Here is a 14,027-nt window from a genome sequence, read left to right on the forward strand (position 1 = left end):
CTTCGTCGTCAGAGCTCCACGACGGTCGTCCCGAAGACGTCCCCGGTGAACAGTCGGGTCAACGCCTCGGGGGCCCGATCGATGCCCGCGACCGTCGTCCGCGGGACGGTGAGCCGCCCGGCGCGCAGCCAGCCGGCGAGCCGCTCGCGCCATTCGGCGTCCAGGTCCGGGTGGTCGAGCCCGCTGAAGCCGCGCAGGGTCAGGCCGAGGGTGACGACCCGGAAGCCGTCGATCACGGCCGGTGCGTCGCCGCCCCGCCGGCCCGGTGCGAGCTGGCCGTCCAGCGCGCCGACCAGGGCGAACCGGGCGCCGCGGCGGGCCGCGTCGACGGCGGCGGTCAGCTGCTCGCCGCCGACCAGGTCCAGCACGGCGTCGACCCCGCCCGGGGCGGCCTCGGCCAGCTGCTCGGCGAACGGCCGCTCCCCGGGGACCAGGACGGCGTCGTAGCCGAGTTCGACCGTCAGCCGCTCGGCCTTGGCGGGCGAGCGGGTGGTGCCGATCACCCGGGCGGCGCCGAGGAGCCGGGCGATCTGCCCGGCCACGGTGCCGACCGCGCCCGCCGCGCCGGTCACCAGGACGACGTCGCCCGGGCGCACCCCGGCGCTGCGGGTGAGCCCGCCGTAGCCGGCCGAGCTGGAGAGCAGGGCGAGCGGGTCCGGGAAGTCCGGGTCGACGGGGGTGAACCGCGCGGCGTCCGCGAGCGCGTGGTCCCGCCAGCCGTGCGGGTGGGTCACCAGGTCGCCCGGGCGCAGCGGCCCGTCCCCGGGCGCGGCCAGCACCTCGCCGAGGGCGGGCCCGAATAGCGCGTCCCTGGGGGCGATGTTCGGCAGGGGCAGGTCGGCGCCTCCGCCGCCGATCAGGGTGCGCAGGCCGGGGAAGACCAGGAAGGCCCGGTTGCGGACGAGCACCTCCCCGGGGCCGGGTGCGGGCAGCGGCTCGTCCGTGACGGTGAAGTCCTCGGGGGCGGGCAGCCCGTCCGGCTCGGCGGTCAGCCGGACGACACGGGCGGTGGTGGGCAGGGCCATGGCGGCGCTCCTCGCGGAAGGGCGGTGGTGCGGCGGCCGGTGCCGCCGCGGGACGCCCGGACGCTAACCCCTGACCCTTGCGTCAGGGGCAAGGGCGCCGGACCGGAGGGTGTCTGACGGTGCGTGGGGCACGCGTCTTCTAGAGTCACCGGCGGTAGGACCGTACGACCGTACGACCGTGAGCCGCACCGAGAGGGAAGAGCAGCATGAGCGAGCAGGCCCCCGCGCCCTTCGAGCACGTGGACGAGGACTGGCAGACGGCGGTGGCGATCGTCGCGCACCCCGACGACATGGAGTACGGCGGTGCCGCGGCCGTGGCGCGCTGGACCTCGCAGGGCAAGAAGGTCGTCTACGTGATGGTCACCAGCGGCGAGGCGGGCATCGACTCGCTGGACCCGGCCGAGTGCGGGCCGCTGCGCGAGGCGGAGCAGATCGCCTCCGCGCGGGTCGTCGGGGTGGAGACCGTCGAGTTCCTCGGCTACCCGGACGGGGTGGTGGAGTACGGGCTGCCGCTGCGCCGGGACATCGCCCGGGTGGTGCGCCGACACCGTCCGGACATCGTGATCACCAGCAACTTCCGGGAGACCTACGGCGGGGTGTTCCTCAACCAGGCGGACCACATCGCGGTCGGCCGGGCCACCCTCGACGGGGTCCGGGACGCCGGCAACCGGTGGGTGTTCCGGGAGCTGACGGCGGAGGGCCACGAGCCGTGGAACGGCGTCCGGCAGATCTGGGCGGCGTCCTCGCCGGAGGCCGCGCACGCGGTGGACACCACCGAGACCTTCGACCTGGGCGTCGCCTCGTTGGAGGAGCACAAGGCGTACCTGGCCGGGCTCGGCGGGGCGATGGCGGACGCCCGGGAGTTCCTGGAGGGCTTCGGCCGGGGTGCGGGCACCCGGCTGGGGACGCGCTTCGCGGTGCCGTTCGAGGTGTTCCCGCTGCGCTAGGGCCAGGGTCCGTCCGAGCTGGACCCGTCGTCCGGGGCGGGCCCGGTGCCGGTGTCCTCGCGGCGCCGGCGCCGGTAGCGCAGCACCTGCCGGAGCAGGAAGGCCGCGACCAGCACGCCGAGGCCGATCGCGAACCAGACCTGGTAGCGGATCGCGGTCCGGTACATGCCGCCGATGTTGGCGCCGGCCAGGTAGCCGAAGGTGCCCCAGACGCCGGTCCACAGCACCGCGCCGAGCACGTTGAACGGCAGGAACCTGCGCCAGGGCATGCCGGTCGTCCCGGCGATGACGCCGTTGGTCTGGCGCAGCACGTCCACGAAGCGGGCGACCGCGACGACCTTGCCGCCGTGCCGTTCGAAGAAGCCGTCCGCGCGTTCCATCCGGGCGGGGGTGAGCAGCACGTAGCGGCCCCAGCGGTGGACGAAGGCGCGTCCGCCGGTGCGGCCGACCAGGTAGCCGAGGCTGTTGCCGAGCGTGGCGGCGCAGACCGCGATCAGCAGTACGGCGGGGAAGGAGAGGTGCCCGGTGCCGGCGTACACCGAGGCGAGCACCAGGACGGTCTGCCCGGGGACGGGGACCGCGCAGTTGTCCAGCAGCACGAGCAGCGCCACCGCCAGGTACCCGTAGTGGTCCAGCAGTGGCGCGAGCCCGGCGAGTGCCCCGGGCAGGGGGGTGGTGGGAGCGGACACCGCGCCTCACCGCCGCGCGCGGGGGCGCGGGGCGGCGGAGGCGTCGGTCAGCGCCCGGCCTGACGCTGTTCGATGTTGCAGTCGGGGCCGGGGTAGATCAGCCCCTCGTGGCCGTCCTCGAAGCGGACCACGTACGGCGGCTGGCCGTCGGCGCCGCGCACCTCGATGATCTCGCCCTTCTGGTCCACCATGCCCACCGACCTGCTGTGGATGTGGAGCTGGTCACCTACCGCTGCGTGCATGGTCTGCTCCTCCGGTCGTGGTGGCCGCCTCCGCGGCCGTTCCGCTATCCACTGTGCTGCGGGGGCGGCGGGCTCGCAACGGCTCGGGCGGACGGGACGCGGGCGGACCCCGGGGACCCCGGGGACCCCGGGGACGTCGCGGGGGACCGGACGGACGGGACGCGGGGAAGGCCGGGGATCCGCGGCCCTGGCCGTCAGCCGGCGGGCGGCTGGTACGCCAGGTAGCCGCGGACCAGGCGCTTGCACTCGGCGATCAGCGTCGGATCGCCGTTCGGGTCCCCGCGGAAGGCCAGTTTGAGCACCGCGTCGGCGGCCTCCAGGGCGACCCGCAGGGTGAGCGTGACGGCCGCCGGGTCGGCGGCCCGGAAGACCTCGCCGCCGAGGGCCTGCAGGCGCAGGGCGACGGCGGTGTTGTTGTCGACACCGGCGTCCAGCAGATGGCGGTCGTCCCGGACCCCGGCGGGCACGACCGGGCCGGCCAGGCCGAAGTCGACCTGGCCGAAGCCGGGCACCGTGCGCTTCATCGCCACGAACTCCTCGACCGCGAGGTCGGTGAAGGCGGCCGGGTCGACCGGTGCGGCGGCGGTCAGCCGGGCGTCGAGGCGCTGGAGGTACCGGTCGAGGTTGCGGCCGGCGAGCGCGGCCAGCAGGTCCTCCTTGCCGGCGAAGAACTGGTAGAGGGTGCCGATCGGCACCTGGGCGCGCTGGGCGACCTCCTTGGTGGTGAGCGCGGTCGCCCCGGCCTCGTCCAGCAGGCAGGCGCAGGCGTCCAGGATGCGGCCGTACCGTTCCTGGCTGCGCTGTTGGACCGGGCGCCGCCGGGCGGACGGGGCCGTCCGACCGGCCGATTCGTGACTCCGGATGTCCGCGCTCATGTCCACACTCTGCCGCATCCGCTGTTCCGGCGGCGAATCACCGGGGCGGGAGGGGCCCGGAGTTCTCCGTGGGAAAGGAATCGACTGGTGGCCGGAGCTGAACGGCACGGTGGCGGGAAGGTGTCCACGGGTTGGCGTTGGTCTTGTCGTGGACGCGAAGACCGGTTCATACTCCTGGGACGGACTACCTTGCGTGATCGCCGCGTGCCTCTTCGTGGTGGTCGCGGTTCAGTCGTGGCGTCCGCGGCGACCGTGACGGGCGCGCCGCCGCCACCCGAGGTCTGGATGATCCCGTGTGCCCCCTTGCCCGTGCCATGTCCCGTTGCACGTCTCGTCGTTCGTCCCGTTGCTCGTCCCGTTGTTCGTCCCGCCCGACGGAAGGAGGGGGATCGGTTCGGTGACGTTGTCCTTCGGAGGGCGTGACGCCCTCGACACCGAGAACCGCCGGCAGTTCCTGGAGTCCGGCTACCTGGTCCTGCCCGGCCTGCTGCCGGAGGCGCTGCGCGAACGGCTGGTCCCCGAGGTGGACCGGTGGGTGGACGAGGGCCTGCGGGCCCGGTCCATCGCGGCCTGCGCGGACCCCGGCCGGAACGGCCCGCCCCCGCTGCTGGAGCTGGAGTTGCCCGCCCACGGCGACCTCCTCACCCACCCGCCGCTGATGCGCACGCTGACCCGGCTGCTCGGCCCGTCCTTCGTCTTCCACCACCTGCACAGCGACCGCCAGTCCCCGGGGATACCGGGCAAGGCCTGGCACCACGACTGCGAGCCCAACGACCGCTCCGACCCGTCGCTGCTGATGGTCCACGCGCTGCACTACCTCGGCGGGCTGGACGAGAAGGTCGGCAGCCTGGCCGTGCTGCCGGGCTCGCACCTGAACTCCGTCGGCAAGTCCGCGCTCGCCCACCGCGGCACCGCGGAACTGCCCGGCGAGGTGGTCCTCGACCGGCTGCCGCCCGGCTCGACCGTGCTGCTCAACTCGGCGCTGTTCCACACCCGCAGACCGGCGCCCGACGGGCCGGGCCGGGCGCGGTACTTCATCGACGCCTCCTACTGCCAGGTGGGCGCCCGCTGGCGCCCGGTGAAGCCGTACTGGCGGCAGATGCTCGCCCGCGCCCGTGAACTGGACCTGGCCGACGGCCAGTGGCCCGAGCTGTTCGCGGAACGGCACTTCACCGAGTACACCGGAACCGTCTGAGGAGCACTGCCGTGGAGATCGTCACCGCCGTCGCCTACGCCGAGGTCCACGACGCCTACCTGCGGGACCACCCGGTGGAACGGGACCACGAGGCGAACACCAACATGTACGGCGAGGAGAACCTCGAACGCGCCGACCGCATACCGGGCGGCTGGTGGCGGGTCCGGCTCTCGCGGGCCGACGTCCTGCGGGTCGTGCTGCCCTGGCACCTCAGCGAGGGCGGGGAGCTCGAACTGGTGCCGCGCTCCGGGCTGACGGTCGGCGAGGCGGCCGAGCGGGTCCGCTCCGGCGGGGCCGCCTGGACGGCCGCCAACCCGGTGTGCGCGGCGAAGCTGCGGCTGCTGCGGTGGTCCCCGTTCCTGCCGGTCTTCCTCAGCACCGCCCCGATCGACCACTCCGACTACGGGGACCTGTCGGTGCGGGCCGGGCTGATCCACCTCGACGGCCTGCACCGCATGCTGGCTTGGGAGTTGGCTGGAAGGCTGCCCCTCAGGACGGTGCTGGACGGGTACCTGGCGGGTGACCCGGGGGTGGCGGCCGGGCCCGTCCGGCGGGCCCGGGCGGGCCGGACGGGGGACGAGGCGGCGTGACCTCCGCGACACGGCACGTCCCGTCCACCCCGTCCACCCCGTCCGCCCGCGCGGCCCGCTCGCTGCCCGAGCTCCTCGCCCGCCTCGCCCGGGCCCACCCGGACCGGCCCGCGCTCGGCGACGGCGTCCGCACCGTCGACTACCGCACGCTGGACGCGGCGGCCGCCCGGATCGCCGCCCGGCTCGCCGCCACCGGCACCGGGCGGGGTGACCGGGTCGCCCTGGTCGGGCCCCGGGACGCCCGGATGCTGGTGCTGCTGCACGGGGTGCTGCGCTCGGGCGCCGCGGCGGTGCTGGCCGACCCGGAATGGTCGGCGGCCGACCTCGCCCGGCGGCTGGCGGCCGTCCGGGTGGGCCGGGTGCTCGGGACGGAGGGCGGGCTCGGCGGGGAGGTGGTGGAGCCGCTGGAACCGCCGGAGCGGGCGCGGCACCGGCAGGCGGCGGAGCGGGCGGAGCGGGCGGAGCCGGCCGAGCCGGCCGAGCTGGCCGAGCTGGCCGAGCTGTCGGAGCTGCCAGCCCTCCCGGACCTGCCGGAGCTGCCGGGGTCGCCCGGGGCGCGGGTCGAGGTGCTGGGGGAGGACCTCGCGTACCTCTCCTTCACCTCGGGGTCGAGCGGCGAGCCCAAGGCCGTCGCCGTCACCCACGCCAACGCCCTGCACTACGCCCGGGCACTGGCCGGCCGGCTCGCCTTCACCGAGGCCGACGCGCCGCGCACCGCGCACGTCACCACGCTGGCCGCGGACCTCGGCCACACCGCCTGGCTGCTCGCCCTCGCCACCGCCGGTTCGGTGCACGTCGTCCCGGACCGCGAGGTGCGCGACCCGGAGGCCTTCTGGGCCTCGCTGCGGCGGGCCCGGGTGAACGTCCTGAAGACCACCCCCTCGCACCTGACCGCCCTGCTGGAGGGCCGCCCGGCCGACTCCCCGCCGCTGCACACCGTGCTGCTCGGCGGCGAGCCGCTGCCGCGCCCGCTCGCCGCCGCCCTGCTCGACGGCGGCACCACCGCCCGGCTGGTCAACCACTACGGCCCGACCGAGACCACCGTCGGCGCCACCTGCCTGCCGGTCACCGACGCCCGCCGACTGCCCGCCGAGGAGCCGACCGTACCGATCGGCACCGCGATCGGCGAGGTGCTGCTCACCGTGGTGGACGGTGCCGGGCGGGCGGTGCCGGACGGCACGGTGGGGGAACTGCTCATCGGCGGCCTCGGTGTCACCGCCGGGTACTACGGGCGGCCGGTGGAGACGGCCCGCGGATTCGTCCGGCGGGACGGTCAACTGATGTACCGCACCGGTGACTTGTGCCGTCGCCGGGCGGACGGGAACCTGGTCTTCCTGGGCCGGGTGGACCGCCAGGTGAAGGTGCGCGGCTACCGGGTGGACCTCGCCGAGGTCGAGCGGGCCATGGACGGGTACCCGGGCGTCGCCGGCGCGGCGGTGCTGTTGCGGGAGACCGCCGTCGGCGCCCAACTGCTGGGCGCGGTACGGCTGTCGGGCGGCTCCTCCGGTGCGGGTGGTTCTTCCGGCCCGGGTGAAGTGGCGGCCGTGGCGGCCCTGGACGCGTACCTGCGGGACCGGCTGCCGGGCTACTCGGTGCCGCAGCCGATCCTGGTGCTGCCGGACTTCCCGGTCGGGCCGAACGGCAAGCTCGACCGGCCGCGGCTGGGCGAGCTGGTGGACGAACTGGTCGAGTCCCGGGCCCGGTTGGCGGGCGCACCGGCGTCCGGCCCGGCCGGGGAGATCGCCCGGTTCTGGGCCGGCGCGCTCGGACTGCCCGAGGTGGGGCCGCGGGTGGACGTGCTGAGCCTCGGCGGGGACTCCATCCTCGCCATGCGCACCATCGCCTTCCTGCGGCGCTCCGGACTGCGGGTCGCCCACGAGGACTTCTACCGGCACCCGACCGCGGCGGGCCTGGCGGCCACCGCCGTCCCGGTCGCCCCGGCCGTCCCGGCCCCGCGCTCCCCGGCCGACGCCGGCCGGCTCGCCCCGGCGCAGCGCTGGCTGTACCGGCAGCGGTCCGTCCGGGACGTTCGGCACTGGAACCAGTCCGTGCTGCTGCGCTGTCGTACGGCCGTGGACCCGACCGCCCTCTCGGCGGCGGTCGCGGCCGTCCTGGAACGCCATCCGGCACTGCGCCGGCCGGTCTCCCCGGACGGCTGCGGCGAGGTTCGGCCGGTGGACGGCCTCGACCCGGTCTCGTTCTCCCGGATCCCCCGCGCGGGCGGCCCGCTCGCCGACACCGTCGCCGGGGTCTGCACCGAACTCCACCGCAGCCTCGACCCCTTGGCGGGCCGGCTGCTGCGCGTCCACCTGTTCTCCGGCCCGCCCGGGACCGACGACCGGCTCGCGCTGGTCGGGCACCACCTGGTGGTCGACGGGCTGTCCTGGCGGATCCTGCTGGACGACCTGGCGCACGCGTACCGGGCGGTGCTCGACCGGAAGCCGGCCGACCTGCCGCCGACGGCGGACTTCTACGCGTGGGCGGAGAGCGCGGAGCGGGCGCCGGAGCGCGTCGTGGAGCCGGCCGCCGATTGCCCGGCCGAGCCCACCGAGGAGCCCACCGAGCAGCCCGCCGCGCTCAGTTGGACGCTGGACGCCGACGCCACCGCCCGGCTGGTCGGGCGGTACGGCGGCGGGGCCCGGCTGGAGGCCGTGCTGCTCGCCGCCTTCGCCGGGGCCGTCACCGGGTGGAGCGGCCGCCCCCGGTTCGCGGTGGAGGTCGAGACCCACGGCCGGGACACCGGCGGCGATCCGGGCGAATTCCTGGACACCGTCGGCTGGTTCACCGCCGTCAAGCACGTCGAGCTGGCGGCCGGGACGGGACCGGAGGCGGTGGCGCGGCGGTTGCGCGAGACGCCCGTCCGCCCGATGGACGCGCCCGGGGAGCGGCCCGCCGTCGGGTTCAACTTCCTCGGCACCTTCCGGCTGCCCGAGGAGCCCGCGCTGGACTGGACGGTCGCCGCCGAGCAGGCCGGAGTGGCCCGCTGCGCCGGGGGCGACCCGCTGTACGACCTGCGGCTCACCGCACGGATCGTGGAGCACCGGCTGGTCGCCGACCTGGTGTACGGGTGGCCCGGGCTGTCGCACCCCGCCGCCGAGCGGATCACCGGCGCGTTCGCCGCCGCCGTGGCGGAGCAGGCGGGGGCGGCGGCCGAGGAGGAGGCGGGGCCGGCGGCCGAGGAGCAGGCGACCCGGCCCGTCCGCGTCCCGCTGTCGACCTCCGGCCAGCTGCTGCACCCGGGCGCCCCGCCGACCGCCCGGGCGAGGGTGCGCGAACCCGCCCGGGTGCTGCTCACCGGCGCCACCGGCTACCTCGGGCGGCACCTGCTGGACGCCTTCCTGCGGCGCGGCGCCGAGGTCACCTGCCTGGTGCGGGCCGGCGACGACGCCGGGGCCCTGAGCCGGCTGGGCACCGGCGCGGCCCGCGCCGTCGCCGTCGCCGGGGACGTCGACCGGGACGGCCTCGGCCTCTCCCCGGCCGGGCTGGACCGGGCCCGGGACGCGCGGATCGTGGTGCACGCGGCGGCGGACGTCCGCCTGGTGGCCTCGCCCGACGAGCTGGAGCGCACCAACCACACGGCGGTGCGCCGACTGCTCGGCTGGGTCGGGGAGCACGCCCCGGCGGCCCGCGTCCACCACGTCTCCACGCTCGCCGTGGCGGGCGGGGTGGACGGCCCGCCGCGCCGCTTCAGCGAGGCGGACCTGTCCATCGGCCAGCACTTCCGCACCCCGTACGAGCGGACCAAGTACCGTGCGGAGCAAGCCGTCCGGGCCTGGGCCGCCACCGGGCACGCCGCCTACCTGCACCGCAGCGGCCACATCGCGGCGCACAGCCGGACCGGCGCGTTCCAGGCCAACGCCGGCGACAACCGGATCTACCAGCTGATCCGCGGCTACCTGCTGGCCGGGGCCGCCCCGAGCCGGCCGGACACCGCCTTCGCGTTCTCGCACGTGGACACGGTGGCCGCGGGGATCGCCGCGATCGCCCTCGACCCGTACGCCGCGCCCGGCGCTTACCACGTGGAGTCGCCGTACGAGGTGCCGCACGACGAGCTGGTGGGCTGGCTCGCCGGGCACGGGCACCGGGTGCGGCTGACCGACGACGCGACCTTCGCGGCCGCGATCGCCGAGGCCGAGCGCCGCCACCCGGCGGCCGCCCGGGTGGCCGCCGCCTGGGCGCAGCAGGAGGAGCGCAACGTCCGGGTGGACAGCGCGTACACCACCGCCGTGCTCGACCGGCTGGGCGTGCGCTTCACCGCCCCCACCCCGCAGTGGTGGTCGGCGGCGCTCGCCTGGGCCGCCGAGGCCGGCTACCTGCCGCCCGTCACTCCCTCCCGCACCACCTCCGCGCCCTTCCCCGAGGGCTTCCCCGAAGACAGGACCCACTCGTGAAGGCAGGCTCCGTGTCCCAGCTCTCCCCGGTGCTCAAGCAGGCCACCCCGGTCGTCGCCGTCCGCGGCGAGGGCCTCCACCTCTACGACGCCGAGGGCCGCCGGTACCTCGACTTCACCTCCGGCGTGGGGGTGACCAGCACCGGCCACTGCCACCCGCGCGTCGTGGAGGCCGTCCGCGAGCAGGCCGGCCGGCTGATCCACGGCCAGTACACCACCGTGCTGCACGACCAACTGCTCACCCTGACCGAGCGGTTGGGCGAGGTGCTGCCGACCGGGCTGGACTCGCTGTTCTACGCCACCGCGGGCACCGAGGCGGTGGAGGCGGCGCTGCGGCTGGCCCGGCACGCCACCGGGCGGCAGAACGTGATCGTCTTCGAGGGCTCCTTCCACGGCCGGACCATGGGCGCGGCCTCGCTCACCACCGCCGGCACCCGGTTCCGGGCCGGCATCGGGCCGTTGGTGCCCGGGGTCGCGGTGGCGCCCTTCCCGGCGGCCTTCCGCCTCGGCCTCTCCGAGGCGGAGGCGGTGGAGCACGCGCTGCGCGGACTGGACGAGGTGCTCGCCACGGTCTCCGCGCCGGCCGAGACGGCGGCGATGTTCGTCGAACCGGTGCTCGGCGAGGGCGGCTACGTCCCCGCCCCGCCCGGCTTCCTCACCGGGCTGCGCGAGCGCGCGGACCGGCACGGGATCCTGCTGGTGGTGGACGAGGTGCAGTCCGGCTTCGGGCGCACCGGCCGGTTCTGGGCCCACCAGTACGAGGACTCCGCCCTGCGTCCGGGCGGCTTCCGCCCGGACGTCCTGATCACCGCCAAGGGCCTGGCCAGCGGCTTCCCGCTGTCCGCGATCGCCGCGCCCGCCGAGCTCATGGGCCGGGCCTGGCCCGGCTCGCAGGGCGGCACCTACGGCGGGAACCCGGTGGCCTGCGCCGCCGCCCTGGCCACCCTGGACGTGCTGCGCGAGGAGCGGCTGGTGGAGAACGCCGCCGAACAGGGCGTACGGCTGCTGGACGGGCTTCGGACGGCCGCCGCCGAGGCGCCCGGGATCGCCGACGTCCGGGGCCTCGGGCTGATGGCCGCCAGCGAGTTCTGCCACCCGGACGGCACCCCGGACCCGGACGCCGCCCGGCACGCCCAGCAGACGGCGGCCGAACACGGCCTGCTGCTGCTCCTCTGCGGGATCCACCTCAACGTGGTCCGGATGATCCCGGCGCTGGTGGTCACGGCCGAACAGATCGACGAGGCGCTGGAGCTCTGGACCAAGGCCGTCACGGCCGGGAGCCGGTAGGGCCGGTCGGGACCGGCAGGAAGGGGAGACACATGGAAGCCACCACGGAAATCGGCTGGAGCAGCCTGGAGTTGGAGGCCCGCCGGGAGCTCTGGTCGCTCCCGCTGGGCGAGCGGGAGCGGCGGCTGCTGTGGGCCGACGCGCGGGCCGGGCGGTGGGGCGCGGCCGAGCCCGTGCGCGCCCGGCTGCGGGACTTCGTCCGGGACGCCGTCGCCTCGGTCGGCATCACCCACATCGGCGGCCTGGTGGACCCGGCGCACCCGGAGGGGGCGATCACCGAGGCGCTCGCCTTCCTGCTGCGGGACTACGGCCGGATCGTCCCGCAGAACGGGCGCGGCGACCTCACCTCGGTGCTGCGTGACCAGGACGGCGACGGCAACACCGAACTCGGCTTCCACTGCGACACCTGCGACCTGCTCGTACTGCTCTGCCTCCGGCCGGCCTTCGACGGCGGCGGGCTGACCAAACTGGCGAGCGCGCGGCACGTCCACGACCTGATCGAGCGGGAGCGGCCGGACGCCCTGGCCACGCTCTGCGAGGACTGGACCTTCGACCGGACCGGCCGGGCGGGCCCGCAGGTGGTGATCACCCCGATCCTCTACCACCGGAAGGAGGGGACGGTCGGCTGCTACTACCAGACCCGCACCGTGCGCTCCTCCCCGGACCGGGGCGGGCCCGAGCTGACGGACCGTCAGTGGGAGGCGCTGGGCGTGCTGGACGAGGTGCTGTACCGCCCGGAGATCGCCTTCGGGCTGCCGATGGCCGCCGGGGACCTGCTGATCATCCGCAACAGCCGGGTGCTGCACGGGCGTTCGCCGTTCATCGACGAACCAGGGCCGTACTCACGGCGGATGCTCCGGATCTGGGTGAACGAGGGGGAGGAATGGGCGCGTTGACCGCACCGCACGGACAGGTGGCCGTCGTCACCGGCGGGGGCAGCGGCCTCGGCCGGGCCTCGGCGCTGGCCCTGCTGGAGGCCGGCTGGACCGTCGTCGTCGCCGGGCGCCGCAAGGACGCGCTGGAGGAGACCGCCGTCCTGGCCGGCCCGGCCGCCGCCCGGGTACTCGCCGTCCCGACCGACATCCGCAGCCCCGAGGAGGTCGCCCGGCTCTTCGACACCGTCCGGGACCGGTACGACCGGCTGGACCTGCTGTTCAACAACGCGGGCGCCGCCGCCCCGCGCCGGCCGATCACCGAGACCCCGTTCGAGGACTGGAACCGGGTGCTCGACACCATCGTCACCGGCGGCTTCCTCTGCGCCCGCGAGGCCTTCCGGGTGATGAGCACCCAGACCCCGCAGGGCGGGCGGATCATCAACAACGGCGCGCCCTCGGCCTACGTGCCCCGCCCCAACTCCATCGCGTACACGGCCGCCAAGCACGCCGTGCTCGGGATGACCAAGGTGCTCGCCCTGGACGGCCGCCGGTACGGCATCTCCTGCGGGCAGATCGACGTCGGCAACGTCACCCCCGTCGACGGCGGGCCGCAGCCGGCCGCGACGCAGGCCGACGGGACGACGGCGGTCGAGGCGACCATCCCGGTGGATCGCTTCACCGAGGCCCTGGTGCTGATGGCCGCCCAGCCGCCGGGCACCACCATCCAGTCCCTGGTGGTGCTGCCCACCACCATGCCGTTCGTCGGAAGGGGCTGAACCGTGCTGGTCAGCGCACGCTCCTTCGAGGAGTACCGGGCCATGTTCGCGCTCACCGACCGCGATCTGGACCAGCGGATCCTGGACTGCCCGGCCGGTGCGGCGAGCTTCGTCGCCGGGGCCGGGCGACGGGGCATCGACGCCGTCGCCGTCGACCGGCAATACGCCCACCACCGCGAGGAGTTGGGCCTGCTGGTGGAGCGGGAGACCGGGTTCAAACGCGACCTGCTGGTGCGGGAGACGGCCGGCTACACCTCGACCTGGTACACCGACGCCGACGACCTGATCCGCCAGTGGACGGCCAACGCCCGGGACTTCCGGGCCGACATCGCCGCCCGCCCGGACCGCTACGTCGCCGGCTCACTGCCCGAACTCCCCTTCGCCGACGACTCCTTCGACCTGGTGCTCAGCTCGCACCTGATCTTCTCGTACGGCAACCGGCTCGGCCGGGACTTCCACCGGGCGGCACTGCTGGAACTCGCCCGGGTGGCGCGCCGAGAGGTCCGGCTGTTCCCGCTGATGGTCTACGACACCGGCCTCCGGTACGAGGGACTGGAGCCGCTGCGCCGGGAGTTGGCGGGGCTGGGCGTCGCGAGCCGGGTGGAGCGGGTCGGGTACGAGTTCCAGCCGGGGGACGACGAGATGCTGGTGCTCTCCTGCGCGGGCTTCCGGGCTCCCGCCCGGACGGCACCGCCGGTCGCCGAGGACCGGGTGCGGTGGCGGCACCAGGAGGCGGCACCGCCCGGGGCGTGACCGCGGGGCCGGGGCGGGGGCGGGCGGCGGTCCCGGTCCCGGTCCCGCCGTCCCGCCCGCCGTCCCGCTCGTCTCACTCTCCGGACGCGTTCGCGGATCCCGCTGTCCGGAACGCCGAAGCCGATCTATGCTGGCCGGGCAGCTGGTTCGCCCTGTCCGCCAGGCAGGCGCGTCGCAAGAGGGAACCCGGTGGGAATCCGGGACTGCCCCGCAGCGGTGAGCGGGAACGACCGCCGTCATACGCACTGGGCCCGGGAGGGCCTGGGAAGCGACGGCCTGTAGGTGTCCGCCCTTGACAGGGCGGGCGTGCCCGCGAGTCCGAAGACCTGCCCGCTGCCCGCCCGTGGACCATCCGCGGGCGGAGATCCCGGTGACCTCGTGGG

The 14,027-nt window shown here is 75.6% G+C and carries 12 protein-coding genes and 1 riboswitch; of the genes, 8 read left to right on the forward strand and 4 right to left on the reverse strand.

All coding sequences use genetic code 11. The features are described from left to right. Positions 1-8: 8 nt before the first annotated feature. The gene (locus IE332_RS18930) at positions 9-1,025 is read right to left on the reverse strand and encodes an MDR family NADP-dependent oxidoreductase (protein ID WP_189917725.1); all 1,017 of its coding nucleotides are present in this window, start codon (positions 1,023-1,025) and stop codon (positions 9-11) included. Positions 1,026-1,231: 206 nt separating this feature from the next. On the opposite strand from IE332_RS18930, the gene IE332_RS18935 reads away from it, so the two are divergent. Next, on the forward strand, positions 1,232-1,972 hold the full coding sequence (locus IE332_RS18935) for a PIG-L deacetylase family protein (protein ID WP_189917727.1): 741 nt from the start codon (positions 1,232-1,234) through the stop codon (positions 1,970-1,972). Here IE332_RS18935 and IE332_RS18940 read toward each other — a convergent pair. The 3 genes from IE332_RS18940 to IE332_RS18950 form a co-directional block, all read right to left on the reverse strand. Beyond that, positions 1,969-2,661, reverse strand: coding sequence for a DedA family protein (locus IE332_RS18940; protein WP_189917736.1), 693 nt, complete (start codon positions 2,659-2,661; stop codon positions 1,969-1,971). The genes IE332_RS18935 and IE332_RS18940 overlap by 4 nt on opposite strands. A gap of 47 nt (positions 2,662-2,708) precedes the next feature. Beyond that, a complete protein-coding gene (locus tag IE332_RS18945) occupies positions 2,709-2,903 on the reverse strand; it encodes a DUF1918 domain-containing protein (RefSeq protein WP_189917738.1) in 195 nt (64 codons plus the stop codon). 194 nt (positions 2,904-3,097) lie between these two features. Beyond that, positions 3,098-3,778 (reverse strand): TetR/AcrR family transcriptional regulator, encoded by a 681-nt coding sequence (locus IE332_RS18950; RefSeq protein WP_189917741.1) that lies wholly within the window; start codon positions 3,776-3,778, stop codon positions 3,098-3,100. Between the two features lie 397 nt (positions 3,779-4,175). Between IE332_RS18950 and IE332_RS18955 the strand changes: the two genes are divergently transcribed. Genes IE332_RS18955 through IE332_RS18985 form a run of 7 tightly spaced genes read left to right on the forward strand, consistent with a single transcriptional unit; the run spans position 4,176 to position 13,644 of the window. Further along, entirely contained in the window at positions 4,176-4,973 is a 798-nt protein-coding gene (locus IE332_RS18955) for a phytanoyl-CoA dioxygenase family protein (protein WP_229928709.1), read from the forward strand. An 11-nt stretch (positions 4,974-4,984) separates the two neighbouring features. Continuing rightward, complete coding sequence (locus IE332_RS18960; RefSeq protein WP_189917743.1) at positions 4,985-5,563, forward strand: DUF6309 family protein; 579 nt, start codon at positions 4,985-4,987, stop codon at positions 5,561-5,563. Continuing rightward, positions 5,560-9,954 carry an SDR family oxidoreductase gene (locus tag IE332_RS41905; RefSeq protein ID WP_189917745.1) on the forward strand — a complete coding sequence of 1,465 codons (4,395 nt, stop codon included), beginning with the start codon at positions 5,560-5,562 and terminating at the stop codon, positions 9,952-9,954. Before IE332_RS18960 ends, IE332_RS41905 begins: the two co-directional genes overlap by 4 nt. Before the next feature lie 11 nt (positions 9,955-9,965). After that, positions 9,966-11,240, forward strand: coding sequence for an aspartate aminotransferase family protein (locus IE332_RS18970; protein ID WP_189917747.1), 1,275 nt, complete (start codon positions 9,966-9,968; stop codon positions 11,238-11,240). Between the two features lie 32 nt (positions 11,241-11,272). Then, the gene (locus IE332_RS18975; protein WP_189917758.1) at positions 11,273-12,136 is read left to right on the forward strand and encodes a TauD/TfdA family dioxygenase; all 864 of its coding nucleotides are present in this window, start codon (positions 11,273-11,275) and stop codon (positions 12,134-12,136) included. Continuing rightward, entirely contained in the window at positions 12,124-12,891 is a 768-nt protein-coding gene (locus IE332_RS18980; protein WP_189917760.1) for an SDR family oxidoreductase, read from the forward strand. The genes IE332_RS18975 and IE332_RS18980 overlap by 13 nt, the downstream gene beginning before the upstream one ends. A 3-nt stretch (positions 12,892-12,894) precedes the next feature. After that, positions 12,895-13,644 (forward strand): methyltransferase domain-containing protein, encoded by a 750-nt coding sequence (locus tag IE332_RS18985; RefSeq protein ID WP_189917762.1) that lies wholly within the window; start codon positions 12,895-12,897, stop codon positions 13,642-13,644. A gap of 126 nt (positions 13,645-13,770) precedes the next feature. After that, a riboswitch (cobalamin riboswitch) is annotated at positions 13,771-13,992 on the forward strand. Positions 13,993-14,027 lie beyond the last annotated feature (35 nt).

The sequence above is a fragment of the Kitasatospora xanthocidica genome (assembly GCF_014656195.1).
GTDB classification, from domain to species: domain Bacteria; phylum Actinomycetota; class Actinomycetes; order Streptomycetales; family Streptomycetaceae; genus Kitasatospora; species Kitasatospora xanthocidica.

Bases quoted from the DNA above. Each gene is read 5' to 3' on its own strand.
- IE332_RS18930 (WP_189917725.1), bottom strand. From the start codon at position 1,025: ATGGCCCTGCCCACCACCGCCCGTGTCGTCCGGCTGACCGCCGAGCCG.
- IE332_RS18935 (WP_189917727.1), top strand. From the start codon at position 1,232: ATGAGCGAGCAGGCCCCCGCGCCCTTCGAGCACGTGGACGAGGACTGG.
- IE332_RS18945 (WP_189917738.1), bottom strand. From the start codon at position 2,903: ATGCACGCAGCGGTAGGTGACCAGCTCCACATCCACAGCAGGTCGGTG.
- IE332_RS18950 (WP_189917741.1), bottom strand. From the start codon at position 3,778: ATGAGCGCGGACATCCGGAGTCACGAATCGGCCGGTCGGACGGCCCCG.
- IE332_RS18975 (WP_189917758.1), top strand. From the start codon at position 11,273: ATGGAAGCCACCACGGAAATCGGCTGGAGCAGCCTGGAGTTGGAGGCC.
- IE332_RS18980 (WP_189917760.1), top strand. From the start codon at position 12,124: ATGGGCGCGTTGACCGCACCGCACGGACAGGTGGCCGTCGTCACCGGC.